At 63.8% G+C, this 25,378-nt stretch carries 27 protein-coding genes; 7 read left to right on the top strand and 20 right to left on the bottom strand.

The window, feature by feature from the left end; all coding sequences use genetic code 11:
* Positions 1-9 precede the first annotated feature (9 nt).
* Complete coding sequence (locus AC5ZG5_RS13655; protein ID WP_130225910.1) at positions 10-246, top strand: hypothetical protein; 237 nt, start codon at positions 10-12, stop codon at positions 244-246.
* Positions 247-248: 2 nt separating this feature from the next.
* Here AC5ZG5_RS13655 and AC5ZG5_RS13650 read toward each other — a convergent pair whose 3' ends face one another.
* Genes AC5ZG5_RS13650 through AC5ZG5_RS13635 form a run of 4 tightly spaced genes read right to left on the bottom strand, consistent with a single transcriptional unit; the run spans position 249 to position 3,074 of the window.
* Positions 249-602, bottom strand: coding sequence for a hypothetical protein (locus AC5ZG5_RS13650; RefSeq protein WP_130225911.1), 354 nt, complete (start codon positions 600-602; stop codon positions 249-251).
* A gap of 53 nt (positions 603-655) precedes the next feature.
* Complete coding sequence (locus tag AC5ZG5_RS13645; RefSeq protein WP_456642595.1) at positions 656-1,366, bottom strand: ABC transporter ATP-binding protein; 711 nt, start codon at positions 1,364-1,366, stop codon at positions 656-658.
* Positions 1,356-2,093 carry an ABC transporter permease gene (locus AC5ZG5_RS13640; RefSeq protein WP_028162636.1) on the bottom strand — a complete coding sequence of 246 codons (738 nt, stop codon included), beginning with the start codon at positions 2,091-2,093 and terminating at the stop codon, positions 1,356-1,358. The genes AC5ZG5_RS13645 and AC5ZG5_RS13640 overlap by 11 nt, the downstream gene beginning before the upstream one ends.
* A gap of 3 nt (positions 2,094-2,096) precedes the next feature.
* On the bottom strand, positions 2,097-3,074 hold the full coding sequence (locus AC5ZG5_RS13635; RefSeq protein WP_456642596.1) for an ABC transporter substrate-binding protein: 978 nt from the start codon (positions 3,072-3,074) through the stop codon (positions 2,097-2,099).
* Positions 3,075-3,158: 84 nt separating this feature from the next.
* Between AC5ZG5_RS13635 and AC5ZG5_RS13630 the strand changes: the two genes are divergently transcribed.
* The gene (locus AC5ZG5_RS13630) at positions 3,159-3,518 is read left to right on the top strand and encodes a hypothetical protein (RefSeq protein ID WP_028162634.1); all 360 of its coding nucleotides are present in this window, start codon (positions 3,159-3,161) and stop codon (positions 3,516-3,518) included.
* 6 nt (positions 3,519-3,524) lie between these two features.
* Here AC5ZG5_RS13630 and AC5ZG5_RS13625 read toward each other — a convergent pair whose 3' ends face one another.
* Together AC5ZG5_RS13625 and AC5ZG5_RS13620 are read right to left on the bottom strand one after the other, a co-directional pair.
* Positions 3,525-4,355 (bottom strand): quinoprotein dehydrogenase-associated SoxYZ-like carrier, encoded by an 831-nt coding sequence (locus AC5ZG5_RS13625; protein WP_456642597.1) that lies wholly within the window; start codon positions 4,353-4,355, stop codon positions 3,525-3,527.
* A gap of 59 nt (positions 4,356-4,414) precedes the next feature.
* A complete protein-coding gene (locus tag AC5ZG5_RS13620; protein ID WP_456642598.1) occupies positions 4,415-5,341 on the bottom strand; it encodes a quinoprotein relay system zinc metallohydrolase 2 in 927 nt (308 codons plus the stop codon).
* A 163-nt stretch (positions 5,342-5,504) separates the two neighbouring features.
* Here AC5ZG5_RS13620 and AC5ZG5_RS13615 point away from each other — a divergent pair, with 163 nt between their 5' ends.
* Complete coding sequence (locus AC5ZG5_RS13615; RefSeq protein WP_130229622.1) at positions 5,505-6,389, top strand: substrate-binding domain-containing protein; 885 nt, start codon at positions 5,505-5,507, stop codon at positions 6,387-6,389.
* Positions 6,386-6,949 carry a PQQ-dependent catabolism-associated CXXCW motif protein gene (locus AC5ZG5_RS13610; protein WP_456642599.1) on the top strand — a complete coding sequence of 188 codons (564 nt, stop codon included), beginning with the start codon at positions 6,386-6,388 and terminating at the stop codon, positions 6,947-6,949. Before AC5ZG5_RS13615 ends, AC5ZG5_RS13610 begins: the two co-directional genes overlap by 4 nt.
* Before the next feature lie 67 nt (positions 6,950-7,016).
* On the opposite strand, the gene AC5ZG5_RS13605 is transcribed toward AC5ZG5_RS13610, so the two are convergent.
* The 8 genes from AC5ZG5_RS13605 to AC5ZG5_RS13570 form a co-directional block, all read right to left on the bottom strand.
* Positions 7,017-7,310, bottom strand: coding sequence for a copper-binding protein (locus AC5ZG5_RS13605; protein WP_028162629.1), 294 nt, complete (start codon positions 7,308-7,310; stop codon positions 7,017-7,019).
* A 126-nt stretch (positions 7,311-7,436) separates the two neighbouring features.
* Positions 7,437-8,051 carry a hypothetical protein gene (locus AC5ZG5_RS13600; RefSeq protein ID WP_456642600.1) on the bottom strand — a complete coding sequence of 205 codons (615 nt, stop codon included), beginning with the start codon at positions 8,049-8,051 and terminating at the stop codon, positions 7,437-7,439.
* On the bottom strand, positions 8,048-8,896 hold the full coding sequence (locus tag AC5ZG5_RS13595) for an ABC transporter permease (protein ID WP_130229619.1): 849 nt from the start codon (positions 8,894-8,896) through the stop codon (positions 8,048-8,050). Before AC5ZG5_RS13595 ends, AC5ZG5_RS13600 begins: the two co-directional genes overlap by 4 nt.
* Positions 8,893-9,669 (bottom strand): ABC transporter ATP-binding protein, encoded by a 777-nt coding sequence (locus tag AC5ZG5_RS13590; protein ID WP_456642655.1) that lies wholly within the window; start codon positions 9,667-9,669, stop codon positions 8,893-8,895. The genes AC5ZG5_RS13595 and AC5ZG5_RS13590 overlap by 4 nt, the downstream gene beginning before the upstream one ends.
* Before the next feature lie 41 nt (positions 9,670-9,710).
* Entirely contained in the window at positions 9,711-10,682 is a 972-nt protein-coding gene (locus AC5ZG5_RS13585) for a YVTN family beta-propeller repeat protein (RefSeq protein ID WP_456642602.1), read from the bottom strand.
* A 14-nt stretch (positions 10,683-10,696) separates the two neighbouring features.
* Complete coding sequence (locus AC5ZG5_RS13580; RefSeq protein ID WP_456642603.1) at positions 10,697-11,878, bottom strand: ABC transporter substrate-binding protein; 1,182 nt, start codon at positions 11,876-11,878, stop codon at positions 10,697-10,699.
* A 202-nt stretch (positions 11,879-12,080) separates the two neighbouring features.
* Complete coding sequence (gene fghA / locus AC5ZG5_RS13575; RefSeq protein WP_456642604.1) at positions 12,081-12,926, bottom strand: S-formylglutathione hydrolase; 846 nt, start codon at positions 12,924-12,926, stop codon at positions 12,081-12,083.
* Positions 12,927-13,013: 87 nt separating this feature from the next.
* Positions 13,014-13,634: a response regulator transcription factor gene (locus AC5ZG5_RS13570; RefSeq protein ID WP_130229615.1), complete on the bottom strand. Its 621-nt coding sequence runs from the start codon at positions 13,632-13,634 to the stop codon at positions 13,014-13,016.
* Between the two features lie 192 nt (positions 13,635-13,826).
* Between AC5ZG5_RS13570 and AC5ZG5_RS13565 the strand changes: the two genes are divergently transcribed.
* Positions 13,827-15,194, top strand: coding sequence for a histidine kinase (locus AC5ZG5_RS13565; protein WP_456642605.1), 1,368 nt, complete (start codon positions 13,827-13,829; stop codon positions 15,192-15,194).
* A 236-nt stretch (positions 15,195-15,430) separates the two neighbouring features.
* Here the strand turns inward: AC5ZG5_RS13565 and AC5ZG5_RS13560 are convergent, their stop codons facing one another.
* From AC5ZG5_RS13560 to AC5ZG5_RS13550, 3 genes are read right to left on the bottom strand one after another with little or no spacing between them, the layout of a single operon-like run.
* Positions 15,431-17,047 (bottom strand): rhodanese-like domain-containing protein, encoded by a 1,617-nt coding sequence (locus tag AC5ZG5_RS13560; RefSeq protein WP_456642606.1) that lies wholly within the window; start codon positions 17,045-17,047, stop codon positions 15,431-15,433.
* Positions 17,004-17,594 carry a cysteine dioxygenase family protein gene (locus AC5ZG5_RS13555; RefSeq protein WP_456642607.1) on the bottom strand — a complete coding sequence of 197 codons (591 nt, stop codon included), beginning with the start codon at positions 17,592-17,594 and terminating at the stop codon, positions 17,004-17,006. The genes AC5ZG5_RS13560 and AC5ZG5_RS13555 overlap by 44 nt, the downstream gene beginning before the upstream one ends.
* On the bottom strand, positions 17,591-18,217 hold the full coding sequence (locus AC5ZG5_RS13550) for a nitroreductase family protein (RefSeq protein WP_456642608.1): 627 nt from the start codon (positions 18,215-18,217) through the stop codon (positions 17,591-17,593). The genes AC5ZG5_RS13555 and AC5ZG5_RS13550 overlap by 4 nt, the downstream gene beginning before the upstream one ends.
* 506 nt (positions 18,218-18,723) lie before the next feature.
* Between AC5ZG5_RS13550 and AC5ZG5_RS13545 the strand changes: the two genes are divergently transcribed.
* A complete protein-coding gene (locus AC5ZG5_RS13545; protein WP_456642609.1) occupies positions 18,724-21,162 on the top strand; it encodes a TonB-dependent receptor in 2,439 nt (812 codons plus the stop codon).
* Here the strand turns inward: AC5ZG5_RS13545 and AC5ZG5_RS13540 are convergent.
* From AC5ZG5_RS13540 to AC5ZG5_RS13530, 3 genes are all read right to left on the bottom strand, one after another.
* Positions 21,159-21,533, bottom strand: a complete 375-nt coding sequence (locus AC5ZG5_RS13540; RefSeq protein ID WP_130229612.1) for a YkvA family protein — start codon at positions 21,531-21,533, stop codon at positions 21,159-21,161. The two genes, AC5ZG5_RS13545 and AC5ZG5_RS13540, sit on opposite strands and share 4 nt — an antisense overlap.
* Before the next feature lie 1,150 nt (positions 21,534-22,683).
* On the bottom strand, positions 22,684-23,058 hold the full coding sequence (locus tag AC5ZG5_RS13535) for a response regulator transcription factor (RefSeq protein ID WP_130224997.1): 375 nt from the start codon (positions 23,056-23,058) through the stop codon (positions 22,684-22,686).
* Positions 23,055-23,924 carry a S1C family serine protease gene (locus AC5ZG5_RS13530; RefSeq protein WP_456642610.1) on the bottom strand — a complete coding sequence of 290 codons (870 nt, stop codon included), beginning with the start codon at positions 23,922-23,924 and terminating at the stop codon, positions 23,055-23,057. Before AC5ZG5_RS13530 ends, AC5ZG5_RS13535 begins: the two co-directional genes overlap by 4 nt.
* Before the next feature lie 179 nt (positions 23,925-24,103).
* On the opposite strand from AC5ZG5_RS13530, the gene AC5ZG5_RS13525 reads away from it, so the two are divergent.
* A complete protein-coding gene (locus AC5ZG5_RS13525; protein WP_456642611.1) occupies positions 24,104-25,336 on the top strand; it encodes an amidohydrolase family protein in 1,233 nt (410 codons plus the stop codon).
* Positions 25,337-25,378 lie beyond the last annotated feature (42 nt).

Below are 25,378 nucleotides of genomic sequence, written 5' to 3'. Positions count from 1 at the left end.
ATTTGAGGCATGAATCCGATCGATCTCATCGTGACCGTCTGTGCCGTGCTGTCGCCCGCCACCTGCGAGGAGACCCATCTGGTGTTCTCCTTCAACGGTTCGCTGCGGCAATGTGCGATGGCGGCTCCGCCCTACATTGCGCAATGGATCGGCGAGCATCCGAAGTGGACCGCGGTCAAATGGCGCTGCGAATATCCGCACAGCAATGATCGAGCGGAAAAGACGGCGGCTCCGATCGCGGGCTGAGCCTATTTGTTGCAGTCCTTCAGATCCTTGTCAGAGATCGAGAACACCGCGTCGGCCTTGATCTCGATGTCGCGGACGAAGCACTGCCTGGCGCCGGCATAACTCACCTTGGCGTCGTAGCGTCCGGGCTCGACGCCAACGAGGCGCAGCCGCTCGTCGTGGTCGACCTCCTTGTCCTTGTCATTCAGGGTCTGATTGGGACCCCAATCGTTCTTACCGACCGGCGAAAGTTGGAAGCCGGAGATGGTCGACGTCGTGAGATTCCAGAGCCTGATGCCTTTACCTTTGGTCTGCGCGCTGAGTTCGCTGGGCAGTGCGAGCAGCAGGAGGGCGACAGCAATCAATCGGCGCGGCATCGTGAGCTCCCAATCTTTTCTCGATATAATTTTCTCAATATGAAGACCACGTCTCATATCTTTGCAAGCCGCCGCCGCACCAGGTCGGCCTTGATGTGGTTGATCTCGGCAGCGCTCCGTCGCGCGCGCGGTGTCGGGATCGGCACTTCCTGCAGAATCCTGGCTGGCCGCGCCGACAGCAGGAACAGCCGGTCGCCAAGATAAACGGCATCGTCGAGATTATGCGTGACCAGCAGCGTCATCATCGAGCGGCTTTCCACCAGCGTTGCGATCTGCTCGCGCAGGTGAGCGGCGAGCGCATCGTCGAGTGAAGCCAGTGGCTCGTCGAGAATGAGGAAATCCGGCTCGATCGCGAAGGCTCGCGCAAGCGCGACGCGGCGCGCGAGGCCAAGCGAGAGCTCGCCGGGGAAATGGCTGCGATGCTCCGTCAGTTCCAGGATGGCGAACAGTTCCGAGAGCCGTTTCTCGTCAATATGTGGCGCAGCGAGCCGGATATTGTCCTCGACCGACCGCCACGGCAAAAGCCGCGGCTCCTGAAACACCATCCCGAGCCGCGCCGCTGTTGGACGCGAGACCTTTCCCTGATAGTCGTGGTCGAGGCCGGCCAGGATCTTCAGCATTGTGCTCTTGCCGCAGCCGGAGGGGCCGACGAACACGCCGACTTCGCCGCCGTGAAGCGAGAACTTGACGCCCGCGAGCACGTCGTGCCGCTCGCCCGCCGCACTCTCGAAATGCTTACCGGTGATGTCGACCTCAAGCTGCACGGGGCCGCCACCGGGATGCGCGAAGTTCGAATGGCTGCACCAGCACCGTCTCGATCACCAGTACGACCGCGGCAAAGGTCAGCGAATAGGCGAGCAGCAGCGGAATATCGAACAACTGAAAGGCGACGCCGATCTCGAAGCCGACGCCGTTCGGACGTCCGAGATATTCCGCAACCAGCACGATCTTCCAGACCAGCGAGAGCCCCGATCGCGCGGCAGCCGCGATATAGGGCCCAAGCTGCGGCAGGATCACGTGCCGGAACGCTCTTCCGCGCGGGATCGCGAACACGCTTGCCATCTCGTCCAGCGAGCGGTCGAGCGCCCGCGCGCCCTCGCGCAGCGTAACGACCGCGGTCGGAAGCTTGTTGACGGCGATCGCCGCAATCGCGGCGACCTCGGTGAGCCCCGCCCAGATATAGGCGAGCACGATGACGACAAGTGCGGGCAGATTGAGCAGCAGGATCAGCCAGGGATCGCCGATCCTGTCGGCGAGCTTGACCCGGCCCATCAGGTAGCCGATGGCGGCGCCCAGCGCCATTGCGAGCGTGAAGGACAGGGCGACTCGCGCGAGCGTCACGCCGAGATTGATGAACAGCGCGCCGGATGCCGCTTCTCTTAGGATCACCGCCAGCACCGCCGGCGGCGCCGGGAGCTTCACGTCACCGGTCAGGAGCGCTGCGAGCCACCACGTCGCAAGGAACAGGAGGAAGGAGAGAAGGCGCACCACGGCTCAATCTCCCGGAATCGCGTGATAGAACGTGCCGGGGTCAAGCTCGGTTGCCGATCCCACCAGCTCGCTGCCGCCGATCTTGGCGAGCACCCGGTAGAGCACCCGTGCGTCGGCCTCTTCGTCCGCGATCGGGCGGCGCGGAATGCCTTCGCGATAGCGGTCGCGATAGGCGTGCAGCGTTGCGGCGTCCGGGGCACCGGTCAGGCGCGCGATCTTCTCCCATTCGTCGTCGGACTTCGTGAGGATCTCCTTGGCAGCACGGGTCATCGTGATGAAACGCTCGACCGCATCCCGGTTCGCGTTGGCCCAGCCTTCGTCGAAGACATAGCCGACCATCGCGATGCGACCCTTGGCGCCGAGTTTCGGCAGGATATCCTCGATGCCGGCGACGCGGCGAAAGCCCTTGGCTTCCAGCGCGGCGCAGAAATTCCAGTAGTTGACGACGGCATCGACCTCACCGCCCACGGCCTTGGCTGCAAGCAGCGGTGGCGCGCCATAGACGATGGTCGCCGCCGACTTCAGGTCGAGACCGTCCTGCTTCAGCGACGCCTGCAGCAGCAGCCAACTTTTGTCGATCGGTCCGCCGGCAACGGCAAGCTTGCGCCCCCGGAGATCGGTGAGCGAACGGATCGGCGAGGAGGTCGGCACCATCACTGCGCCCAGCGCGCTCGAATAGGGATAGAAGGCGAGCCTGGCGCCGAGCGTCCGCTCGCGAGACACCCACAGCCAATCGGAGACCATGACGTCGGCATTGCCGGCGCGGAGCGCGATCTTGCCCGCCTCCGGGCTTGCGAGCTCGGTGGCCGCGATTGTGAGGTTGGCCTTCTTGTCGAGGCCATGCGCGCGGATCACCGCCAGTTCCCAGGCAAAGGTGCCGGTTTTCTGCACTGCAACGCGGATCGTGTCTGCGCCAAAGGCGGCGAACGGCGTTACCGCAAGAACCGCGGCAGCCGCCAGCGTGCGAATGATGGCACTCATTTTGTTGAGCCGTTTCCTCGAACGTGTTCTTTTCTATCGCGTAGTCATAGCATAGCTTGCGCCATTGAAAGCGAGAGGATCGTCATGACGATTGCGGGACCGGTACGACCTATTGTCGCCGCTTTGATCGTATTCGCGGCAACCGCGGCGATCGCGCGCGGCGAGGAGGTCAACGATTATCCGACCGCCGCCCGCGCGGAATACGTGTTCGGCTGCCTGAAGGCGAATGGCGAGACACGGCACGCCATCGAGCAATGCTCGTGCTCGATCGACGTGGTCGCATCGCTGATTCCCTATGACCGCTATGTCACCGCTGAGACGGTGCTCAGCCTGTCCCAGGTGAGGGGCGATATGGGCTCGCCCTTCCGCACGTCCGAACAGGCGGCCAATGCCCTCAACGATCTCCGCCGCGCCCAGGCCGAAGCAGAAGTCAGGTGCTTCTGAAACCCTTCAACTATCCGAATCGATCTTCCATTCGTGCTCGAACAAGTGGCCGTCGGTGTCCTTGGCCTCGGCGCGGAAACGCTTGGCGCCATTCGAGACATAGGTGAAGCGGATATTGGGGTCCTCGGAGATCGAGATTCCGCCTTCCATCTTCAGCACCAGGCTGTCGTCCTGCCAGAGCTGCAGCCGGTCGACATAGAAGGCGGGAATATAGAGCTGCGTCACCTGGTCCATCTGCAGGCCGGAATTGTTGGGATGGCCGATCATGACCTGCGCCTCCCGGGCTCCGCTTGTGGAGCCTTCACCAGCTTTCGAAAGCTGCCGATATCGGATCTGGCCGAGCCTGGCCTTGGCCTCCTCGGCGTTCTTGAGTGCGGGCGCAGCGCAGCCGCCGGACGCCTTCACGTAAGTCTTCACCACATAGAGCTTGCCGTCGGTGAGTTCGGCTACGGCATGGACGTCGGTGTAGTTGTTGATGCGCACGCGGGTCGAGATTTCCGTGACGTTGGCGTCCGGCCCAAGCGCGAACTTGGCGGCCATCGGCGCCGGGTTCTGGTCGATGACGAGGGTGATCGTCCGCACGCGGCGGGTGTCGTCGGGCGCGAGCTTGCTGCGCAGCGTTACCGGCACGATGGCGGCATCCTCCGCACGAGCCGGCATCTCGAGCGCGATCACGTTGCTGCCGTCGCTCATCGGGCGATTGTTGAAGATGTCCTGGACCAGGCCGGGCCAGGGATCGTAGGCCTCCGCGCTCACCGCGGGCGCAAGGCGCGCGCCAAATGCGATGATGCCCAGGAGGCCGGCGATATAGACGAGACGGAAAGGTGCTCCGGACATGGTCGTTCTCCCCGCGGCGAGGATGGAAGCAACGCCTGTACTATATGGCCTCGCCAAACCTATTCCCACTCCAATTGCGAAAATGCTGCAGTTGCGTTCCGGGCGTTATAGTCGTCGAACAGTTTCCAGCGCGGCCGCTCCGATGCCGCGGCAGTTTCGGCAGCAGCGGTGATCGGCTTGCCCTTCGCGATCAGCGCACGCACGTCGGCGGCCAGCGTCTCGAGATAGTGGCGCTCATCGGCCAGGGCTGCCGGCCATTCGCTCACGGGCCCGTGACCGGGAACTACACGCTGAGCGGGCAGGGCGGCAAGTTCGCCGAGGATGGCGAGCCAGCCTTTGATGCTGCCGTCGACAACAGGGATATGGGTGACGAATACGAGGTCGCCGGCGAACAAGGTCCGGGTCTTCTCATCGAACACGGTGAGGTCATTATCGCTATGCGCGGTCGGCCATGCCCTTAGTGTAAGCGATCGTCCACCGAGATCGAGCGCGAGGCTGCCATCGACGAGCGTCGTGGGCGGCACGATGCGCACGTCGTCCATCAGTTTCGCGCCCATCGTCCGGCGGAAGGCCTCGAGATAGAATGGGCCGCGCGCGGTCAGCGCGTCGGGAAGCTTCCTGTGGCCGACGAAAACGGTTCCATCCCCCGCAAACGCCGCGTTGCCGAAGGCATGATCGGGATGGGCGTGGGTGTTGATGACATAGCGGACCGGCTCGTCGGTGCGGGCGCGGATGGCGGCCAACAGTCGCCGTCCCTCGCGGACGCTGCCGCCGGTGTCGATCACCGCGACGGCGCTGTCGCCGACGACGAATCCGATGTTGGCGATGGCGCCTTCGTTCTCGCCGGTCATCAGGGCGATCTCGCCGAGATGCACGAATATTCCCGGCGCGACTTCGCTCACAGGCAATTCTTGCTCCTGCGCCCGCGCTAGGGTCGATAGGCAGAGTGCAGCGACAAGCGCGATCAGCGAGACGATGCGAGCCATGTTTCCGCCCAAGTTCATGCGCGAAGCGACATCTGTCGTTTCGCACTCACGTCACGCCTGTTTGCGCTGCAGCACGCCGGCGAGATCGTCACGAATCTGTTGCACGCCGTGACGCGCCGGGCAATCTATGGTTAGCCCCAAACAAGAAAGAGGAGGAAGCGCGATGGCGGGTGCCGGACAATATCGCCGCTTGTTGCCGGCGCTGCTTGCGATAGCCACGATGGCAATCGGGCATGGTGCCGCTTGCGCGCAGACCAATGAAAGCGGCGATCTCTCGATCGAATTGATCGATCCCAAGGTTCTGCGCGTCTGTGCCGACCCGCGGAACTTGCCGTTCTCCAACGAGAAGGGCGAAGGCTTTGAGAACAAGCTCGCCGAGCTGTTTGCTCAGAAACTGCAGAAGAAGCTTGAGTTCACCTATTTTCCGCAGGCGACCGGCTTCGTGCGGATGACGCTCGGCTCGCATCGCTGCGACGTCATCATGGGCTTCCCGCAGGGCGACGAGCTGGCCCAGGGCACCAATCCCTATTATCGCACCGCCTATGCACTGGTGACGAAGCAAGGCAGCGGCCTCGACGATGTGACCACGCTCGAGGACGAGCGGCTGAAGGGCAAGCATATCGGCATCGTCGCCGGCACGCCGCCCGGCACCAATATGGCCGCGGCCGGCCTGATGGCGACTGCAAAACCCTATCCATTGATGATCGATACGCGCATCGACTCTTCCGCGGAGGCGATGATGAAAGATCTCGCCAAGGGCGAGATCGACGCGGGCGTGTTGTGGGGGCCTATGGCCGGCTTCTATGCCAAGGAGGCTAATCCGCCGCTGCACGTTACGCCGCTGGTGAAGGAGACGACGGGCCCAAAGCTCATCTATCGGATCGGCATGGGCGTGCGCCCGGCTGACCAGAACTGGAAACGCCAGCTCAACCGCCTGATCCAGGAGAACCAGGGCGAGATCAACAAGATCCTGCTCGACTACGGCGTGCCGCTCCTGGACGAGAACGATCGGCCGATCGGCCCGGACACGGCGGCGAAATCGCCATGAGGCGGTGGCTCACGAGCCTAGTCGTTGCCGCCGCGTCGCTCGTCGTCGCGGCCCACGCGCAGCAGCAGGTCGCCGAGCCGCAAGACTACCGCACGGAGAATTATCGCGCGCCGGTGCCCGCGACGCTTGCCGGTGCACGCGTGCTCTCCACCGCGGAAGCGGAGGCGATCTGGCGTCACAAGACCGGCGCTTTCGTCGACGTGCTGCCGCGTCCGCCTAAGCCCGCCAACCTGCCGGAAGGCACGGTGTGGCGTGACAAGCCGCGGCACAACATCCCCGGCAGCATCTGGCTGCCCGACACCGGCTACGGAAAACTCGCTGACGTCACCGAAGACTATCTTCGCCACGGCCTTGAGCGCGCCTCGGATGGCAACAAGGCGGCGCTGCTCGTGATCTATTGCCAGGAAAATTGCTGGATGTCGTGGAATGCAGCCAGGCGCGCGCAAACTTACGGCTATTCCAACATCGCCTGGTATCCCCTGGGATCCGATGGATGGGAGCACGCAGGCCTACCACTCGTCGAAGCCAAGCCGGAGCCGCGGACGGGTGAAGAGAAATAACCTGCGACTACTTCGCTCAGGCGAAGCTGAACCTCGGCCGCGAGGGCCGAGGTTCAGTGTGATGACACTACTGCTTCTTCAGGTCGGTGATGGTCTTGGTGCTGCCGCCTTCGGAGGCGGAGAAGTTCACCTTGTCGCCGGCGTGGAAGGGTTCAAGCTTGTTGGTGTCGGTCACCTTGAATTCCTGTATTGCGCCGCTGCCTGCGCCGACCGTGCCGCTCTGCGTTTGCTGGATCGAGATGGTGCTATTCAGCCGGTCGATCTTGGTGATGGTTCCCGTCATGTTTTGTTGAGCCGAAGCCGCGGTTGCAAAGATTCCGAGGGCCGTCGCGCCCGCCAAGATGATCGTCGTTGTTCTCATCAAAACTCTCCGGGTTTCGAGATGGCTTGAGCGACAAGACGCTGGAATCACATTTGGTTCCGGCATTTAGTCGGCGGAACCGGACAAAAGGTGAGCTGTACTGACCTTTTTGCGCCGGAACCGGCGCTACTCCATCTCTTGCTGGATCGTACGGCCAAGCGCGAACAGGCGCTGGTCGATTGTTGTCGGTACTTCGCAGACAAATCTGACCACACGTTGGCGGTCCTCGAAGATCCGTGTTTCCCACAGGAGCTGGTTACTGAGTTCGTCGACCTTGGCCTGATCGGGCGAGGACGCGTTCTGCAGCGCCTGCAGCGCGAGCGTATCGGCGCGGACCTTCTCGGCCGCCTCGCGTTGCTTGCGTGTCACCCGCTCGATGCCGTTCATGACCGAGGAACGCTGGGCGTTAAGCGAATCGAACAAGCCGGCGAACAGCAGCTTGCCGGCGGTGGTCTTGTCGGACGCGGAAGCCGCAAGGAAGTCAGTGATCGCCTTTTCGGCATCATCAAGCGGCGTGCGCCGCGCGGCCAGCTTCTCCACCAGCGCGCTGATCTTGGGGTCCTCTTTCCATTTGTTCTGGACGTCGTCGAGCGGCGGTCCCGCCCAGACCGCCGCGAGCGAAATCTCCGGCACTTTGGCCTGCGCGCAGGGCCAGTCGGGATAGCGCGGATCTGCGGCACGACCGGCGCCGTCCGAGGCCACGAGGAAAAGCAATGCTGCGACCGCAGTTCGCCCGATCATGTCTCCCCTCCCGCAGGCCCGCGCCGCGCCAATCCGCGCGAGGGATCATAGGCCAGGATCGCGCCGATCATGAAGACCGCCGTGCAGCCGGCGACGACGCCGAGCGAAATCCAGTTGATCTGGCCATACAACGCAAAGCGGATCAATTCGACCGCGTGGGTGAATGGATTGAACTGGCAGACATAGTAAAGCATCGGGCTGCCTTCCTGCACCCGCCACAGCGGATACAGCGCGGATGAGGCAAAGAACATTGGAAAGATCACGAAGTTCATGACGCCGGCAAAATTCTCGAGCTGCTTGATCCCCGAGGAGATCAGCATGCCGAGCGCCCCCAACATCAGCCCTGACAGCACCAGCGCCGGCAGCACGGTGAGATAGCCGATCGGCGGCGGCGTGATGTCCCAGAGCCATGCGATGACGAGGAAGGCATAGACCTGCAACAGCGAGACCGCCGTGCCCGCCAGCAGTTTGCAGAATAACAGGTAGCCGCGCGGCAGCGGGCTCACCAGCAGCGTGCGCATATTGCCCATCTCGCGGTCATAGACCATCGAGAGCGAGGATTGCATGCCGTTGAAAAGCTGGATCATCGCCATCAGTCCCGGCGCGATATAGACCTCGTAGAGGATGTAGGTCTCGTAGGGCGGAATGATCGAGATGCCCAGCACCTGGCGGAAGCCGGCGGCGAAGATGAACAGCCATACCAGCGGCCTGACCAGCGCCGAGACGAAGCGTTCGCGCTGATGCAGAAAGCGCAGCGCCTCGCGCCACACGATGCCGTTCAGGCAGGTGAGGTATTCGCCGAACGAAAAACCGCGCCGTGACGGCGTGACGGTGATGGAGCTCATGATGCCTCGCTCCCGGCTTTCCCTGCAGCCCCGGTCAGGCGCATGAAGGCGGTGTTGATGTCCTGCGCGCCAGTGTCCGCGATCACGCGTGAGACCTGGCCGCGCGCCAGCACCTTGCCCTGGTGCAGCACCACGAGGTCATCGCTTGCCGTGATCTCGTCGAACAAATGCGTGGCCCAGAGCACGCCGATGCCTTGCTCGGAGACGAGCTGTCGGACGTGGTTAAGGATGTCTGAACGGGCCTTGACGTCGAGGCCGACCGTCGCCTCGTCCAGCAGCAACAGGCGCGGCCGGTGCAGCAGTGCACGCGCGATCTCCAGCCGGCGCATCTGGCCGCCGGAGAGATCGCGCACCTTGCTGCCGGCGCGGTCGGAGAGCGCAATACGCGCCAGCACCTCGCCTGAGCGCAGCCGCGCCTCGCGCCGGCCGATGCCGTGCAGGGCGGCGTGATAGAGCAGGTTCTGCGTCACCGACAGATCGAGGTCGAGCGTGCGCGGCTGGAATACGACGCCGAGCAGCCGCAGCGCCTCGCCCGGCGCGCGGCTGATGTCGTGGCCGAAAATGCCGATGCGACCTGCCTGGATGCCGAACAATCGGGTGATCAGCGAGAACAGCGTGCTCTTGCCGGCGCCGTTCAGGCCGAGCAGCGCGGTGAAGCTCGCCGGCGCGACGTCAAAGCTCACATCGATCAGCGCGCGGCGCGCGCCATAGGAATGGCTGACGCCGTCGATCGACAGAGCGGCAACGCCGGCAGGATCGTGCCGGGCCGACATGTCCGGCGATGATTTGTCAGCGATGGGTATCTCGGCTGCTGTCATTGCGGTGCAATCGTAACGCCCCAGGGAAGTTCGCCGACCTGGATGGTCTTGATCACCTTTTGCGCGGCGACGTCGATGACGGAGACGTCGTTGGACACGCCATTGGTCACCAGCAGGTATTTCTCGTCCGGCGTGAACGCCATGTGCCAGACGCGCTGCCCGACCAGGAGATATTTGATCACCTTGTGATTGATGGCGTCGACCACCGCGATGCGGTTGGCGGGGCCGAGCGCGACGAAGGCGGTCTTGTCGTCCTTGGTCATGCCGATGCCGACCGGCTGGATCGCCTCGCTGCGCAGGCCGGGAATGTTGAAGGTGACCTTGCCGCTCACCACGTGCTTGACGGGATCGACGATCGACACCGTGCCGCCGATCTCGGACGAGACCCACAATTCCGAGCCGTCATGCTTGAACTCGGCAAAGCGCGGCCGGGCGTCGACCAGCACGTTGGCGACGATCTGGCGCGTCGACGTATCGATGAAATGCGCCATGTTGGTGGTCTCGGAGGTGTTGATCAGGATCTTGCCGTCAGGGCTGATCGTCATGCCCTCCGGCTCGACGCCGACCTGGACGTCGCCGATGCGGGCGCGCTTTTCGAGATCGATCACGGTCACCGTATTGTCGTTCTCGTTGGCGACGTACATGATCTTGCCCGCGGCATCCTGGGTGAACAGTTCCGGATCGGGACCGGAGGGTAGGGTATCCACCACCTCCTGCTTCTTGGCGTCGATCACCTGGATGGTGTCGTCGTCGCCGACCGCGACCATCACGAACTTGCCGTCGCGGCTGAATTCGATGCCGCGCGGCCGCTGGCCGACCTTGATGGTTTTCGTCACCGTCCAGCTATCGGTGTCAATCACCGAAACAGTGTTGCCCTTCTCGTTCGAGACGTAAGCCATGAAGGCGAAAGCGGGGGCGGCGGCCGTGAGCCAAAGGACCGTTCCGGAAAGCAGACAGCGGCGCCACATGCGCGATCTCTCCCTCATTGCAGCTTGCATTTCGTCTCGGGACGGTCGACGCCGAGCGTGTCGAGCTCGGAGACCTGGTGCAGGAAACCTTCCTGCGGCGACACCGAGACGACCATGCGTCCATCGACCAGAAGAATCGGCTGGCGAAGCTGCAGGTTCCAGTCGCGCAGCGTCAGCCGCGTGCCCTTGAACGCCGCCACCGAGAAATCCGGTCCCTTGAGGAAAGCAAGCAGCTTCTTCGGGTCGCCCGAGTTCGCGCGCGAGGCGGCTTCGCCGATCATGCGCGCGGCGGTCCAGGCCTGCATGTCGAGCGCGGTCATGCGCCGCGAATTCAGTTTCACGAAGCGGTTCTGGATCTGGACCGCGCCCCACTGATCCTGCGCTGCGTCCCAGCTCGTCGGCACGAGCCCGGCCGAGCCCGCGACCGGCCGCGGGTCCCAGGTGCGATAGGGCAGATAGGACGCGAAGACCTCGCTTTCATCAGCGGCAACCAGCACGTCATAGGCCGGAATCTGCTGGGTGAAGACCGGCATCTGCCGCTGGATCAGCGTCACGCCGCTGTCGGTGCGGCGGGCGCCGCCGGTGTCCTCGAAGATCTTCTCCTGCACGATCTTGGCGCCGAACCGCGTCGCCGCGCGGCGCAGCGCATCGGCATAGAGCTTGTCCTTGTCGTGTGAGCCGACCACGAGGAACCAGCGCTTCCATTGCTTCCACACCAGATATTGCGCCAGCGCATCCGCCAGCATCGAGCGCGTCGGCGCGACGTGGATCACGTTGGCGCGGCAGTCCTGCTCACGCAGCCGGTCGTCGATCGCGCCGGCGTTCAAGAGCACCGTGCCACGATCGCGCAGTGCGTCCGCCGCCTGCAGCAGCGCATCCGGTGGAAGATCGGCGATGATGAAGCCATTGCGATCGGCGAGCGCAGTCGCGGCCTTCGCTGCGTCCTCGCCTTCCTTGAGACGGACCTCTTCCAGGTTAAAGCGCTGGTTGAGGAATTTTCCGGTGGTGTTGTTGTCCTCGACCGCAAGCCGCGCGCCGGCGATGCCGTCATTCTCGGCGGGCTGCTCGACCAGCGACAGTGTCTGCTGCACGCCGGCGCGGCCGAGATAGCCGATGCCGATCTCGATCGGCTCGGCGGCACGCACGGGCACCGTCATTGCGATCAGACCGATTGCGGCGACCAGCCATCGGACCATGTTTCCTCCGAACGCCTCCTCGCCTTGACCGGCGATGGAGCTACTTGTGGGCTGCAAGATGACTGAATTGTCCTGGCTTGCAACCCCGCATTTTGTCGTTGCGACGTCCTCGATTCCGCCCGATCACGATCATGAGAGCGCGGTCTGCCGTCGCGGCAATGATGTCGAATGCCGCCGTACCCGTGGCCGCAATGGAGATGGTTCAGGCCGTCAGCCGCGCGGCGTGCCAGCGCAAGTGATCGCTCATGAAGGTGGAGATGAAATAATAGCTATGGTCGTAGCCTTCCTGGCGTCGGAGCAGGAGCGGGATATTTGCCTGCGCGCAGGCCTGTTGCAGCAGTTCCGGGCGAAGCTGTTCAGCAAGGAAGGAGTCGGCATCGCCGACGTCCACCAAGAGGTCGGAAAACCGGGCGCCGTCGTCGATCAGCGCCACCGCGTCATGCTTGCGCCATGCGCTTCTGTCATCGCCGAGATAGCCGCCGAGCGCCTTGATGCCCCAGGGCACCTGTGACGGCGCAACGATCGGCGCAAAAGCGCTCGCGGCGCGATAGCGGTTGGGATGACGCAGCGCCACGGTCAGCGCGCCATGTCCGCCCATGGAGTGGCCCATGATCGACTGCCGCACGGGATCGACCGGGAAATTCGCGGCAACGAGTTGCGGCAATTCCTGCGTCACATAGCTCCACATCCGGTAGTTCTGCGCAAACGGCTCCTGCGTGGCGTCGACATAGAAACCGGCGCCAAGCCCGAAGTCATAGGCGCCGGCGGGATCCCCGGGTACGCCCTCGCCGCGCGGGCTCGTGTCGGGCGCCACGAAGATCAGGCCGAGATCGGCGCAGGTGTCGCGGTATTCGCCCTTTTCGGTGACATTGGCATGGGTGCAGGTCAGGCCGGAGAGATAGTACACCACCGGCAGCTTCGCGCCCGCCGGATGCGGGGGGACATAAACCGAAAAGGTCATGTCGGTCTTGGTTTCGCGGCTGGCATGCTTGTACACGCCCTGGATGCCGCCATGGGATTTGTTGGTCGAAACGGTCTGAATCGTCATCTCCAGCACTCCGGCGCTCTTCTATGTCTGCGCATAATCTTTTCGGAAAACCGCTGCCTGCAATTCCGCATCATGCGTGCGCGATCTTCAGGCGACGCCGCTCTCGATCGCCAACCGCACCAGTTCGGCTGAGGTGCGCACGCCCAGTTTCTGGCGCATGATCGAGGAGGTGTTGGCGACGGTCTTGTAGGAAGAATGAACCAGCCAGGCGATCTCGGAGAGCGTCTTGCCGGCACTCAATAGGCGCAGGATCTCCATCTCGCGCGGATTGAGCTTCGACAGCGGGCTCTGCGCCGCGGCGGGGCCGGCAAAGGCCACGCGCCGCGCGATCGCGGGCGGCAGATAGACGCCGCCATTGCCGACTTCGCGGATCGCCTCGACGAGATCGTTGGGATCGCCAGTCTTCGCCACATAACCCTTGGCGCCAATCTCGATGGCGCGGGCGGCGAACACCGGATCGTCGTTCATGCTGAACATGATGATGCGCGCCGAATAGTCTCGCGCCAGCATCCGCCGCGCCAGTTCGAAGCCGGAGACGGTCGGCAAGTTGATGTCGACCACGGAGATGTCGGGACGTTCGGCGACAAAGACGCGCTCGCCGCTTTCCGCGTCGCATGCCTCAAGCAATTCGATCTCCGGCTCGTCGGCGAACACGGTGCGGCAGCCGGAAGCGACGATCGGATGGTCGTCAACGATCAGCACGCGCATGCTCGAAGTCCCGGATAGCTGCGTCAGTCCGTTGCTGCACCGCATCAGAATGCACGAGCGCGGCTCGCCCGCAGGCTGGCTCATGCATCTCCAGCGCGATTGCTGTACCCTTCGATTAGACAGACGCGGTATTTGTCTGTCAACGCTCCTCTTGATTGAGGAACCGAACGCGGGTGATCGTGGGCAAAGGCGATGTGGCAGAAACTTTCCTTGCGCGGGCGAATCAACCTGCTGCTGGCGCTCGTCCTCGCGCTCGGTCTCGCCATCAACATCGCCCGGCTTGTCGTCGAGGCAGGGCCCCGGGTCCAGGCCGAGGACCAGAGCGTCATTCGTTTGGCGCGGGAATTCGTGACCACGATCGTTGCCGGATTGAACGAGGCGCCGGATCCTGACGCCCGGCTCGACCAGATCGTTCGCGATCTGAGCCGGCTGCGTCACGTCAGCATCATGCGGCAGGACGGCGCGACCGCAAAGTCCGGGCAGGACGAGGCGACCGACAGCCGCGAGGAAGCGCGATCGCCGCCGGCCTGGTTCGTCGCGCTCGTCCATCCGGAGACAACGTCCGTTAGCGTGCCGATCTCGATCCGCGGCAAATCGGAATCGCTCGTGATCACCTCGCATCCGAATGACGAGATGGCGGAGATCTGGGACGGCATCGTCACCCAGCTGGCGATCGGTTCCGCGATCGTCGTCGTGCTTTTCCTGATCATCAGAAGCGTTGTCGGCCGTGCGCTGGCGCCGCTCGAAGAGCTGTCGCAAGCCATGGCGAAGATCGAGGCCGGGCAATACGATGTTCGGGTGACGCCGGGCGGCGCGCCGGAGCTGGCTGCGATCTGTGGCCAGCTCAACCACCTCGCGACCACGCTCGGCGAGGCGATCGAGGACAAGCGGCAGCTTGCCGAACGCGCGTTTTCGCTGCAGGACCGCGAGCGCAAGGAGATCGCGCGCGAATTGCACGACGAACTCGGCCCGCATTTGTTCGCGCTGCGCGCTCACGCAAGCGCGTTGATGCGGTTACCTGATGCGCGCGAGGCAAGTCCGGACCAGGTGCGAAAGCACGGCGGGGCGATGCTGGAGCAGGTCAATGCGCTGCAGCAGTTCACGCGCCGGATATTGGAGAAGCTGCGGCCGGTCGGGCTCGCCGAGCTCGGACTTCACGAGGCGCTCTCTGCCCTGTTCCGCCTGTGGAAGGAATCGCATCCGGAGGTCGCGATCGAAACAACCATTTCTCCTGCACTCGGCGAGACCGGGGAGACGGCCGATCTCACGATCTACCGCGTCGTCCAGGAAGCGCTGACCAATGCTTTCCGCCATGCCGGCGCGACCGCGGTCACGGTCACCGTCGAGCCGGCGGAGCAGCCGGACAGCGTGCGGGGAAATCGCTGTTGTGCGCGGGTTCGGGTCCGCGACAACGGCCGTGGCCTCAGCCCCGATCACCAGTTCGGCTTCGGCCTCACCGGCATGCGCGAACGCCTGTTGGCATTGGGCGGCTCGCTGACGGTTTCATCCGCTGACGGCGTCACGGTGGAAGCGCTGATCCCTACGGCAGCGCGCGCCTAGTTCCACGAGATGAGGTCGAATTGTATCCGCCAAGGGTGCTGCTCTTCACCTCTCCCATAGGGAGAGGTCGGCGCATAGCGCCGGGTGAGGGGATCTGCTCTATCGAGGGACCGTAGCCCCTCACCCGCGCCTTCGGCGCGACCTCTCCCTTCGGGAGAGGTGAACTTGCGGCCAGGCCGATTCAACCTAATGACATCATACTGTAGCTGGTTGTGCCGCCCCAGACGACGTGAGACCTACACGACGTGAAAGTTGGACACTGAATCGTTTGCGAGCTGGGCGACAAGGTGCAGCTCCCAATCGATATAGGCCTGCATCGCGGCCGCCGCATTGTCTGTCCCCTCATACGGGCGCTTGTAGACATCATCAGGGTGCGAGATCCAGGAATGCCGGTCCTGCTCCAGCGGCTGATTGCTGCCGGTCCAGGCGCGCGTTCCGCCTTTCAGCACGGTTACTTTGCGCTGCGTCGAAGCGGTCGCATCCGCAAGCGCGAACAGGGCTTCGTCGCCGTCGGCGCTGGTGAGAACGATCGCTCCTTCGCCGGGTAGCCGCGGCAAATCTTCGGTGAAGCGCGAGGCCAGCACGAAATGCGCCCCGGGGATATGGCCCGCGGCGTAAGCGGGGCTGCGCGCGAGATCAATGACGGTCCAGCTATCGGGATTTGCGATCAGGTCCGCCACGTCGATCGTAGGGACCGAGGCTGCCGGCACGGGACGGCGCGGTGGCCGAGTGCCGGCCTCGGTCGCCCCAATCACCTCCGGCCCGACGATGTGAGCCTCCCAGCCCATCTGGATCAACCAGGATGCGGCCATGCGTGCGCGAACGCCGTCGTCATCGAACAGCACGAGCCGCGATCCGCGCACGGCAACCCATTCGTCCGTCGCCTGCACGAGCTGCCCGCCAGGTGCGGAGGCGAACCCGGGCGGATGTCCGCGCTCGTATTCCTCCGGCGTCCGCACATCGAGCAAATAGAGCGTGCGTTCGTTCGCTTGCGCGAGAAAGCGATCGAATGTGGCGCGGTCGAGGGCCGGAACACCAACGCGCTCGGCCCATTGCGTCGCGCTGGCGAGTGCTGTGGAATAAGTCGCTTCGGGGCGCTCCAGGAACCGGTCGGTCCTGTCACGTTCGACCTGATGTCCGGCCAAGGTCCAGCCGATCGTGCCGTTTCGCAGCGCGAAGATTTTGTTGGGAAGCCCGGCATTGATCAACGACTGCGTGCCGATGATGCTGCGTGTCCGGCCGGCGCAATTGACGATGATGGTGGTGCCGGGCGCGGGCGCGATTTCCCTCGCGCGAAACGCGAGTTCACCGCCGGGGACGCTGACGCCGCGCGGAATGCTCATGGTCCGGTATTCCTCGAACCGCCGGGCGTCGAGCACGACCAGATCGGGCTCCGTCTCGATCAGGGCCTTGACCTCGTTCGCCGACAGGGACGGCGTGTGGCGGATCGCCTCGACGAGCTCGCCGAACGCCTTGCTCGGGACATTGACGTCGCGAAAGACCTCGCCGACCGCCCGATAAGCTCCGAGGCCGCCGTCGAGGATCGAGACATCCGTATAGCCAAGCGCCGAAACGCGTGTCGCCGCCCGCTCGGCATATCCTTCGCCGTCGTCGTACACGACAATGGGGGCGCCGAGCCGCGGGATCAGATCGAGAACACGCAGCTCGATCTGCGAAAGCGGCAGGGAGACGGCGAAGAACGGATGCGCCAGCGAGTAGGGGCCTTCCTCGCGCACGTCGAGCAGCGCCACCTCCTCGCCGGCCCGCCAGCGCCGGCGCAATTCGGTGGGAGCAATGAGTGGCGCCGTATCAGAGCGCTTCGGCTGCGTGCCAGAGATTGGGAATGGCTTCATTGGAGTATCCAGAGATGAATTCGCGGGCCAACCCCGTCTGCCGGTCGAATGTAGAGCGTCGTATCGTCCCGATGTTGCCGCCATAGACATGGATGCTGATCGAGGGGGCGTCCGGCAGGCCGTTCGAAATCGCATGGATGTCACCGATCTGCGGCGACACCGCGGCTACGGCGCCTCTCGGCAGCCGCACGGGTGGTCCGGCCTGCAGCGAGCCATCCGGCCGCCGTTCATAGCTCACCGAAACTTCCTCTCCACGCAGTACGCCGACCAATCCCCAGACGCGGTGATCGTGGATCGGCGTACCCTGCCCAGGTCCCCAGACGAAGCTCACAATCGAGAAGCGGTCAAGGGGATCGGCATATAGCAGATACTGCTGATAGGCTTTGCCATCGGCGACCGCAAAGGCCAGCGGAAGCCAGTCGTCCGCGCTCACCAGTGCCGCCAGCTTGGGGCCGAGCTGCGTCAGGATGGAGCTTTCGCTCTGCTCGCTTTCGACAATGCGGGCGGTATCTGCGACGAAGGATCTCAGGCTGGAGATGCCGCTCATCGTGCGGCCCCGAATCGTTCTGGAAAAACGCCCTGCTGCACAAATTCGCCGAGGGGGGCGCGATTGCTCGGCTGCTCGCGTTGGAGCAGGGCGGGCGGCAACTGCGCGCCGTCACCCTTGCGGCCGATCGCAATGGCGATTTCGACCGCAAAGCCGTCGGGCACCCCCAGCGTTGTACGGGCTGCATCAACGTCGAACCCGCTCATGCCGTGTGCCGCCCATCCAGCAAGCGCGGCCTGGTTGGCGAAGTTGGCCCAGGCCGCGCCGGAATCGAAAGAATGGGTACGTGAGAATTGAGATGCGGTCTTGCCGGGCGGCGTGAACTCTTTGCTCGACACCAGGTAAATCAACGCCGCAGCGTGCTGCGCCCAGCCGCGGTTGAACTCGATCAGCGGCGCGAGAAACAATTCGAACTCCGGCTGCCCGCGCAAGGCGTAGAGGAAACGCCACGGCTGGGAATTATAGGCGGATGGCGCCCAACGCGCGGCCTCGAAGAAGGTGTACAATTCCGCTTCGGAAATCTCGTCCTGTGCGAATCCGCGCGGCGACCAGCGGTCGACAAAGATGCGCTCCGCTGGATGTTCGGGCACGCGGGCCGTAGGAACCGGCTTGTGAAAGGTCACTTTATATCTCCCTGGCTCTCGCCACGCTGAAGTCGTTCGCGCCGATGTCGGATGATGCCGTTGCGGCGACGAGACAATAGGGAGGCATCGCGCGTCGCATGTCTCCTTCGACGCGATGGCGCGTCGGTATCCCTCGGATATCACGCCCGAACCAGCCCACGACACGGCCAATTCGGCAATGAATCGATTTTGGTAAAATTGCGCCGGGCGGGCGTCGATATTGAGAAAGTCATTTTCACATCGGGTGCTCCGCAACCCATTCATTTCAGGCAGATGCCCGCATTTGGGTTCAGCCGATCGCGTCCTGGGACGACTCCGGGATCGATTTTCCTGATTGAACTCGATCTGGAATAGCCGGCAAGCGCGCCGATGGATGCCGGCCGCGACGCGCCGGGAATTTTCCCGAAACTTTCGGGAACACTTACAGGTAGCGTATGGCTCGTCCTGCGCTCTAGTATCGCTCGAACCGGCGACAACGGCCGGACGGTGGGTGGAACGGGTGGTAAATGGCGGGCGTGCGGGTGCTGCTTGTCGCATCGATTGCGACGGGTGCTGTCGTTGTCGTCGGGAACGAGACCGGATTCGCCCAGAGCGGGGGCCAGCAGGTCGAGACATTGCCGCCGGTGGAGGTGACGCCTGCAGACCGCGCCAGGCGCGGCCGTCCTACGACGGCTCCCGTGCGCGCGCGGACAAGAGCGCCAAGGGTCGTTTATGTCCCGACCGCGCCGACGCCGACCTCGGATTCGGCCGCCGCGGTCGAAGCGGACAAGATTCCGGCGGCCGTCAATGTCGTCGACAGCAGGGAAATCGCGCGAACCGATTCGCTCAATATCACGACCGCGCTCGACCAGCGCGTGCCGGGCGTCATCGTCAATGAGGTCGCCGGCAATCCCTTCCAGCCGGATGTCCAGTTCCGCGGCTTCGTGGCGTCTCCGGTGGCAGGCACGCCGCAGGGCCTTGCGGTCTACCAGAACGGGGTACGGATCAACGAAGCCTTCGGTGACACCGTCAACTGGGACCTGATTCCAACCAGTGCGGTCAGGTCCATCGATGTTGTGACCAACAATCCAGCCTTCGGTCTCAACGCGCTGGGCGGCGCAGTCGTCGTCCAGATGAAGGACGGCTTTTCCTATCAGGGCGCCGAGATCAACACCATGGGCGGCTCGTTCGGCCGCATCCAGGGCGCGGCACAATGGGGCAAGCAGATCGACAATTTTGCCGTCTATGGCGCGCTGGAAGGTCTGCACGACAACGGCTTTCGCAACTTCTCCCCTTCCGACGTCCGCCGCTTCTACGGCGATGTCGCCCACAAGAACGACGTCAGCGAATTCCATCTCAATATCGGCCTTGCCGACAACAAGTTCGGCGCCGCGGCGACCGTGCCTGTCGAACTGCTGCAGCGATATTGGGGCGCGACCTACACCACACCGCAAACCACGGCCAATAAGGTCGGCTACTTCAACCTGACAGGAAAGGTGGAGGCGACCCCGACCTGGACCATCGAGGGAGCCGCGCATCTGCGCTTCTACAAGCAGAAAACGCAAGACGGTAACCCCACAGCGACAGAGCCCTGCGAGGCCGATGCCGGATTATTGTGCTTCAATAGCGATGATGTCCCGGCAAACGGCCTGAACGGCGTCCAGCTCGCCAATCCGTTTCCGGCGGGCGCGGTGCTTGGCGAGAACGACCGCACCACGACGAAATCGACCACGGGGGGCATGCAACTGGCGGCGATGAACACGGATCAACTCTTCGGCCATGACAACCGCTTCACGATCGGTGCCAGCTTCGACACCAGCGTCTCGAACTTCACCGCGAGTGCGGAGCTCGGCACCATCGGCCAGAACTACGTCGTCAGCGGCAGCGGCATCTTTCTCGGCCAGTCCGGCGATCCCGTCTCGATCGGCCCGGTCTCGCTGCGCACCACCAATCAGTATACCGGCATCTATGCGCTCGACACCTTCGACGTCACGAATGCGTTCTCGATCACGGCGGGCGGCCGCTATAACGATGCGCGCATCAGGCTTGAGGACCAGATCGGCACCGCCCTGAACGGCTACAGTATCTATGACCGCTTCAACCCGATCATCGGCGGCACCTACAAGATCACACCGGAGCTGACCGCCTATGCCGGCTACTCCGAAGCCAATCGCGCGCCGACGCCGCTGGAGCTGGGCTGCGCCGATCCCGCGCGCCCCTGCATCGTTGGCGCCTTCCTGGTCTCCGATCCGCCACTGCAACAGGTGGTGTCGCGCACCGTCGAGGCCGGCCTGCGCGGCACCAAGGAATTGAACATCGGCACGCTGTCCTGGAAGGTCGGCGGCTTCCGCACCACCAACAACAACGACATTCTCGCGATCCCAAGCCCGGTGCTGCAGGGCTTCGGCTATTTCCAGAATGTCGGTTCGACGCGACGACAGGGCGTCGAGGCCGAAATCCAGGTGAAATCATCCGCGCTGCAGATGTATGCGAGCTATGCCTTCATCGACGCGCGGTTCCTGGATGCGCTGCAGGTCGGCTCCAACAGTCCCTTCGCCGATGAAAACGGCAATGTGCAGATCCTGCCCGGCAACCAGGTTCCTGCGGTTCCTCGCCATCGCATCAAGGCCGGCTTCGACTATGCGCTCACCGATCAGTTCAAGGTCGGCGCGGACGCGATCTACGTCAGCGGCCAGTATTTTGTCGGCGACGACTCCAACCAGGCGCCGAAGCTGGCGTCCTACGCTGTGTTCAATGCCCATGCCTCCTACCAGCTCACCAAGAACGTCCAGATCTATGGTCGTATCGATAACCTCCTCGATAGCCGATACGCGACCTACGGCACCTTCTTCGAGACGGACCAGGTGCCCAATTTCGCCGCTGGCGGGGTAGCGTTCACCGATCCGCGCTCGGTCAGCCCGGCCCGGCCGCGCGCCTTCTATGCGGGAGTTCGGGCGACGTTCTAACCCCAATACCTGTAGGCGGCCCAGCCAAGCGCCAGCGCCGCACTGATCCAGACGAGGATGATGACGGCCATCGCGGCACGACTGGCCGGAGGCGAGGCTTCACTCGCCTTGGCACGGCACTCGACCATGATCTCCTTCGGAACCAGCGAGATCACGAGCCAGATGCCGAGCGGCACCAGCACGAGATCGTCGAGATAGCCGATCACCGGAATGAAGTCGGGAATGAGGTCGATCGGCGAGAGCGCATATCCCGCAACCGCAATGGCGAGTAGCTTCGCGTACCACGGCACCCGCGGGTCGCGGGCGGCCAGATAGACAGCGCGACTGTCGCGCTTGAGCGTGCGCGCCCAGGTTTTGATGGCCTCCAGCATCTGCTCTCTTTCCACCTCTCCCGCTTGAGGGCCGTTCGCAGGGAAGTTGAGCGTAACCCACTGCCTCCTGCGCCTCAAACTCCGCCGTCATTGCGAGCCAACGGATCGCGCGAACGCGCGCCCGATGACAGACTCCTCCGCGAAGCAATCCATTCCTCCGCGTGCGACGCTATGGATTGCTTCGCTTCGCTCGCAATGATGATGTGGCTGGTTTGGGTGCGACAAATCAACCCGACGAGGCTGGGCAAGTATTCGCCGCGGGCGCGTCCTCGTAGAACGTCCTTTCTTTGCGCGACGCGCATGGCAATGAGGATGGAATTTTCTACGTGCAATCGCCCGCAACGGCGAATGCATTTCTGCGCCGTTCAAGGCTGATTGAATACTTGCCCAGCCTCGACGGGCAAATCACCAAAAGTCTGTCCAGCCCTCGCGCGAAAAACATTCCACTTTCGCCGTCGGGCAAATCAGTGATTTAACTCCGCGCGTCTCACGGCGGATGAGGGGCGGGTCGCGATCGTCACGAACGTTGCGGTGAGATGCGGTGGACGCGGGTGTTACGACTGACGAGCGTGATATTCGCGGACGGCGAAGTCGTGTGGTCCTGGCGCCCCGACGCTGGCGCTAAGCTTCTTGCGAAGTGACGGTGGCAAAAGAGCCGGTCACCGGGGAGAGCACGAAGTAAGCCGTAAACCATCGCGCAGGGAAAGCCGGAATGCTTCGGTTGAACCTGTGGTCCTACCCCCGTGCTTTTTGTTGCACGGGACCCACGGGTGCAACCAGCACCCGGCTTTCCCTGCGCCCTCTGATATCGAGGAGGGTAACGGTCACGCAAACCTCGGGCGCAGCGCGCCGCGAGAACGCGAACTCACATCCGCCGTTTGAATCAGACGTAGGATGGGTAGAGCGGAGCGAAACCCATCATTCGTGCCGCTTGCTCCTTCGCGATGGGTTTCGCTCCGCTCTACCCATCCTACAGGCCTGCTGGATCGCCCGATCGAGCCGGACGATGACAGCGGAGAGCTGTTTGACATTTGAATCAGAACTGTCCGCGCGCTCATTGCGAGCCACCGGATCGGCGCGAAATCGCCGCCCGATGACAGGCTCCGCGAAGCAATCCACGCCTCCGCGTGGAGGGGACCCGCGCATCTCCTTACAGATGGATCACCCCGCGCCGCGCCGCATGCGCCACCGCATCGGTGCGGCCGGTGGCGTCGAGCTTGTCGAGCAGCGAGCTGACGTGGAATTTGGCGGTGTGCACGGATATCCCGAGCTGCCGCGCAATCGCCTTGTTCGAGGCGCCCTCGGCCATCAGCGCCAGCACGTCGCGCTCGCGCGGCGTCAGCTCGATCTCCGATCGTTCGCCCGCTGGCTGATCCCTTGAGACCAGCGCGATGCTCGCCGCTTCGCCCGGCGCGGCAAGGCGCAAGCCTGCGACGCCGCCGAGCAGCGAGGCGAGCCGGTCCGCAAGCGCGGGATCGCCGACGTCGATGGCGACGACGAGGGGAGGCGAGGTCTGTTCGCTCACGTCTCCGGCCTTTCCCCGACCGTCAGCTTGACCCGCACCGGCTCGCCGCCACGCCGCACCGCGACGTCGACGGTGGCGCCGACGCTGTCGGGCCCGAGCGCCCTGAGCAGGGCCCGCACGCCGGAAATCTTCTCGTCGTTCCAGCCGACGATCACGTCGCCTTGGCGGATGCCGGCGGCTGCCGAGGGGCCGGCCTTGTCGACGCTCATCACCATCGCGCCGATGCCGTCGTCGAGCTTGACCGGCTGCAGGCCGAGCCCGAGATAGCCGCGCGCGATCCGGCCATGGGTCTCCAGCCGGCTCGCCACGCGCGCGATGGTCGCGGCCGGGATGACAAGGACGCGCCGCGCGCCGAGCACGGCCATGCCGATGGCATCGCCGGAGCCATTGAGCGCAAGCCCACCCTCGTGACTGGGCCCCAGGCGGACGTCGAGCTCGATCCGCGCATCGATGTCGCCGCCGCGCAGGCTCCGCCAGGTGCCGCCGACCAGCGATATCAGGCTGAGCGCCGCCGCGGGCACGCCACGCTCGGCGGCGACGACCAGCGCCAATGATCCGAGCGCCGGTACCGCCGATGAAAGTTTGGTCGGCGCGATGTTGGAGGTCTCGACCCGCAACAACGCGACATCGGTGGTGTGATCGCGTCCGGCGATGGTTGCAGGCCGCTCCGTTCCGTCGGCAAAGCGGACGATGACCTCGCCTTCTTCTGCAAGCGCCTCGTCGGCGGTGACGACCAGGCCCGCTTTCCAGACAAAGCCCGAGGCGCGCGAGCGGTGCGAGTGCACGGAGACGACGGCAGGTGCGGCGCGGGCGACGATATCGGCCATCGCGCCGGAGAATGTGGCAAGCACTGAGGGATCGGACATGGTAAAACTCCGTTGGATTTTCTCCGATCTGGGCACGCTCCTGCGCCGTTGGAAACTGCCCGGGTGGGCAGGCGTGAACCGCCGCGCCGGAACGGTATCCTTGTTGCATCAGATGTGCATTGCGGCCCTCGATACGAGGCCCAGCTTCTCAATTCTCCTTCCTGACTGGAATTCCCGATATGACTGACCTCCTGATCCGAAATGCCCGCTTGCGGGGCCAGGGCGACGCGCTTGCGGACATCGCGATTTCGGACGGTGTCATTGCCGAGATAGCGCCGCGCCTCGGCGGCGATGCCCGCCTGACGCTGGACGCCGGTGGAAACCTGGTGACGCCGCCTTACGTCAACGCACATCTGCATCTTTGCAAGGTGTGGACGCTGCCGATGATGACGGAAGCAGCGCTTGAGGCCTATCACGGCGGCGGCATGAGCGAGGCCGCGAAGGCGATCGATCTCGCCGCCGCGGTGAAGGAGACATACGATACGTCCTGGATCATCCCGAACGCCAGGCGCGCGGTCGCGCTGGCGGCGCTGCATGGCAATCTGCACATCCGTGCCTTTGCCGATGTCGACACCAAGGCGCGGCTCGAGGGCGTCAAGGCACTGCTGGCGGTCCGCGAGGAATTCCGCGGTATCGTCGATCTCCAGGTCGTGGCATTCGCGCAGGACGGGCTTGCGCGCGAGCCGGGTGCCGACCGATTGATGCGGGAGGCGATGGTGATGGGCGCTGACGTCGTCGGCGGTATTCCCTGGATCGAATCCAATGCCGACGACATGCAGGCCCACATCGATTTTTGTTTCGATCTCGCCGCCGAGTTCAACGCCGACATCTCGATGTTGCTGGACGACATCGGCGATCCCAACATGAAGACGCTGGAATCGATGGCGCGCCAGGCGATCTTGCGCGGCTACCAGGGACGCGCGCTGGCGCATCATTGCCGGGCGATGGCCCTCTATCCCGAATCCTATTTCGGAGAATTGACCGAGCTGTTGCGGCAGGCGCGCGTCAGCATCGTCAGCGACCCTCATACCGGCCCGTTGCATGCGCGGGTCAAGGAGCTCCTGCAAGGGGGCGTCAATGTCTGCCTCGGGCAGGACGATATTTCCGATGCCTACTATCCATTCGGCCGGAACAACATGCCGGAGGTGGCGTTCCTTGCCGCGCATCTGTTGTGGATGACGAAGGAGCGGGACATCAATACGCTGTACGATATGATCACGTCACGACCGGCAGCGGCAATCAATCTGGCGAAGTACGGTATCGAGGTGGGGTATTCTGCCAACCTCGTCGTGCTTGATCATCCTGATGTTACCGACGTGCTTCGCTTTCACACGCCTCCGGCCGCAGTCGTCAGCCACGGACGCATGATCGATCTCGCGTACATGCGCGATGTCGCGCAGCTCAAGCGATGATGTTTCTCGATGCAATCGACGCTTGTATTTCAAGAATCATTC

Source organism: Bradyrhizobium sp. Ses1, assembly GCF_059512365.1.
This window is presented reverse-complemented; position numbering and strand designations above follow the sequence as displayed.

Bases quoted from the DNA above. Each gene is read 5' to 3' on its own strand.
- AC5ZG5_RS13630 (WP_028162634.1), top strand. From the start codon at position 3,159: ATGACGATTGCGGGACCGGTACGACCTATTGTCGCCGCTTTGATCGTA.
- AC5ZG5_RS13585 (WP_456642602.1), bottom strand. From the start codon at position 10,682: ATGTGGCGCCGCTGTCTGCTTTCCGGAACGGTCCTTTGGCTCACGGCC.
- AC5ZG5_RS13540 (WP_130229612.1), bottom strand. From the start codon at position 21,533: ATGCTGGAGGCCATCAAAACCTGGGCGCGCACGCTCAAGCGCGACAGT.
- AC5ZG5_RS13655 (WP_130225910.1), top strand. From the start codon at position 10: ATGAATCCGATCGATCTCATCGTGACCGTCTGTGCCGTGCTGTCGCCC.
- fghA (WP_456642604.1), bottom strand. From the start codon at position 12,926: ATGACGATTCAGACCGTTTCGACCAACAAATCCCATGGCGGCATCCAG.
- AC5ZG5_RS13600 (WP_456642600.1), bottom strand. From the start codon at position 8,051: ATGATCGGGCGAACTGCGGTCGCAGCATTGCTTTTCCTCGTGGCCTCG.
- AC5ZG5_RS13620 (WP_456642598.1), bottom strand. From the start codon at position 5,341: ATGGCTCGCATCGTCTCGCTGATCGCGCTTGTCGCTGCACTCTGCCTA.
- AC5ZG5_RS13590 (WP_456642655.1), bottom strand. From the start codon at position 9,669: ATGTCGGCCCGGCACGATCCTGCCGGCGTTGCCGCTCTGTCGATCGAC.
- AC5ZG5_RS13555 (WP_456642607.1), bottom strand. From the start codon at position 17,594: ATGAGCGGCATCTCCAGCCTGAGATCCTTCGTCGCAGATACCGCCCGC.
- AC5ZG5_RS13625 (WP_456642597.1), bottom strand. From the start codon at position 4,355: ATGTCCGGAGCACCTTTCCGTCTCGTCTATATCGCCGGCCTCCTGGGC.
- AC5ZG5_RS13565 (WP_456642605.1), top strand. From the start codon at position 13,827: ATGTGGCAGAAACTTTCCTTGCGCGGGCGAATCAACCTGCTGCTGGCG.
- AC5ZG5_RS13525 (WP_456642611.1), top strand. From the start codon at position 24,104: ATGACTGACCTCCTGATCCGAAATGCCCGCTTGCGGGGCCAGGGCGAC.
- AC5ZG5_RS13580 (WP_456642603.1), bottom strand. From the start codon at position 11,878: ATGGTCCGATGGCTGGTCGCCGCAATCGGTCTGATCGCAATGACGGTG.
- AC5ZG5_RS13650 (WP_130225911.1), bottom strand. From the start codon at position 602: ATGCCGCGCCGATTGATTGCTGTCGCCCTCCTGCTGCTCGCACTGCCC.
- AC5ZG5_RS13570 (WP_130229615.1), bottom strand. From the start codon at position 13,634: ATGCGCGTGCTGATCGTTGACGACCATCCGATCGTCGCTTCCGGCTGC.
- AC5ZG5_RS13605 (WP_028162629.1), bottom strand. From the start codon at position 7,310: ATGAGAACAACGACGATCATCTTGGCGGGCGCGACGGCCCTCGGAATC.
- AC5ZG5_RS13545 (WP_456642609.1), top strand. From the start codon at position 18,724: ATGGCGGGCGTGCGGGTGCTGCTTGTCGCATCGATTGCGACGGGTGCT.
- AC5ZG5_RS13610 (WP_456642599.1), top strand. From the start codon at position 6,386: ATGAGGCGGTGGCTCACGAGCCTAGTCGTTGCCGCCGCGTCGCTCGTC.
- AC5ZG5_RS13615 (WP_130229622.1), top strand. From the start codon at position 5,505: ATGGCGGGTGCCGGACAATATCGCCGCTTGTTGCCGGCGCTGCTTGCG.
- AC5ZG5_RS13560 (WP_456642606.1), bottom strand. From the start codon at position 17,047: ATGAAGCCATTCCCAATCTCTGGCACGCAGCCGAAGCGCTCTGATACG.
- AC5ZG5_RS13635 (WP_456642596.1), bottom strand. From the start codon at position 3,074: ATGAGTGCCATCATTCGCACGCTGGCGGCTGCCGCGGTTCTTGCGGTA.
- AC5ZG5_RS13595 (WP_130229619.1), bottom strand. From the start codon at position 8,896: ATGAGCTCCATCACCGTCACGCCGTCACGGCGCGGTTTTTCGTTCGGC.
- AC5ZG5_RS13530 (WP_456642610.1), bottom strand. From the start codon at position 23,924: ATGTCCGATCCCTCAGTGCTTGCCACATTCTCCGGCGCGATGGCCGAT.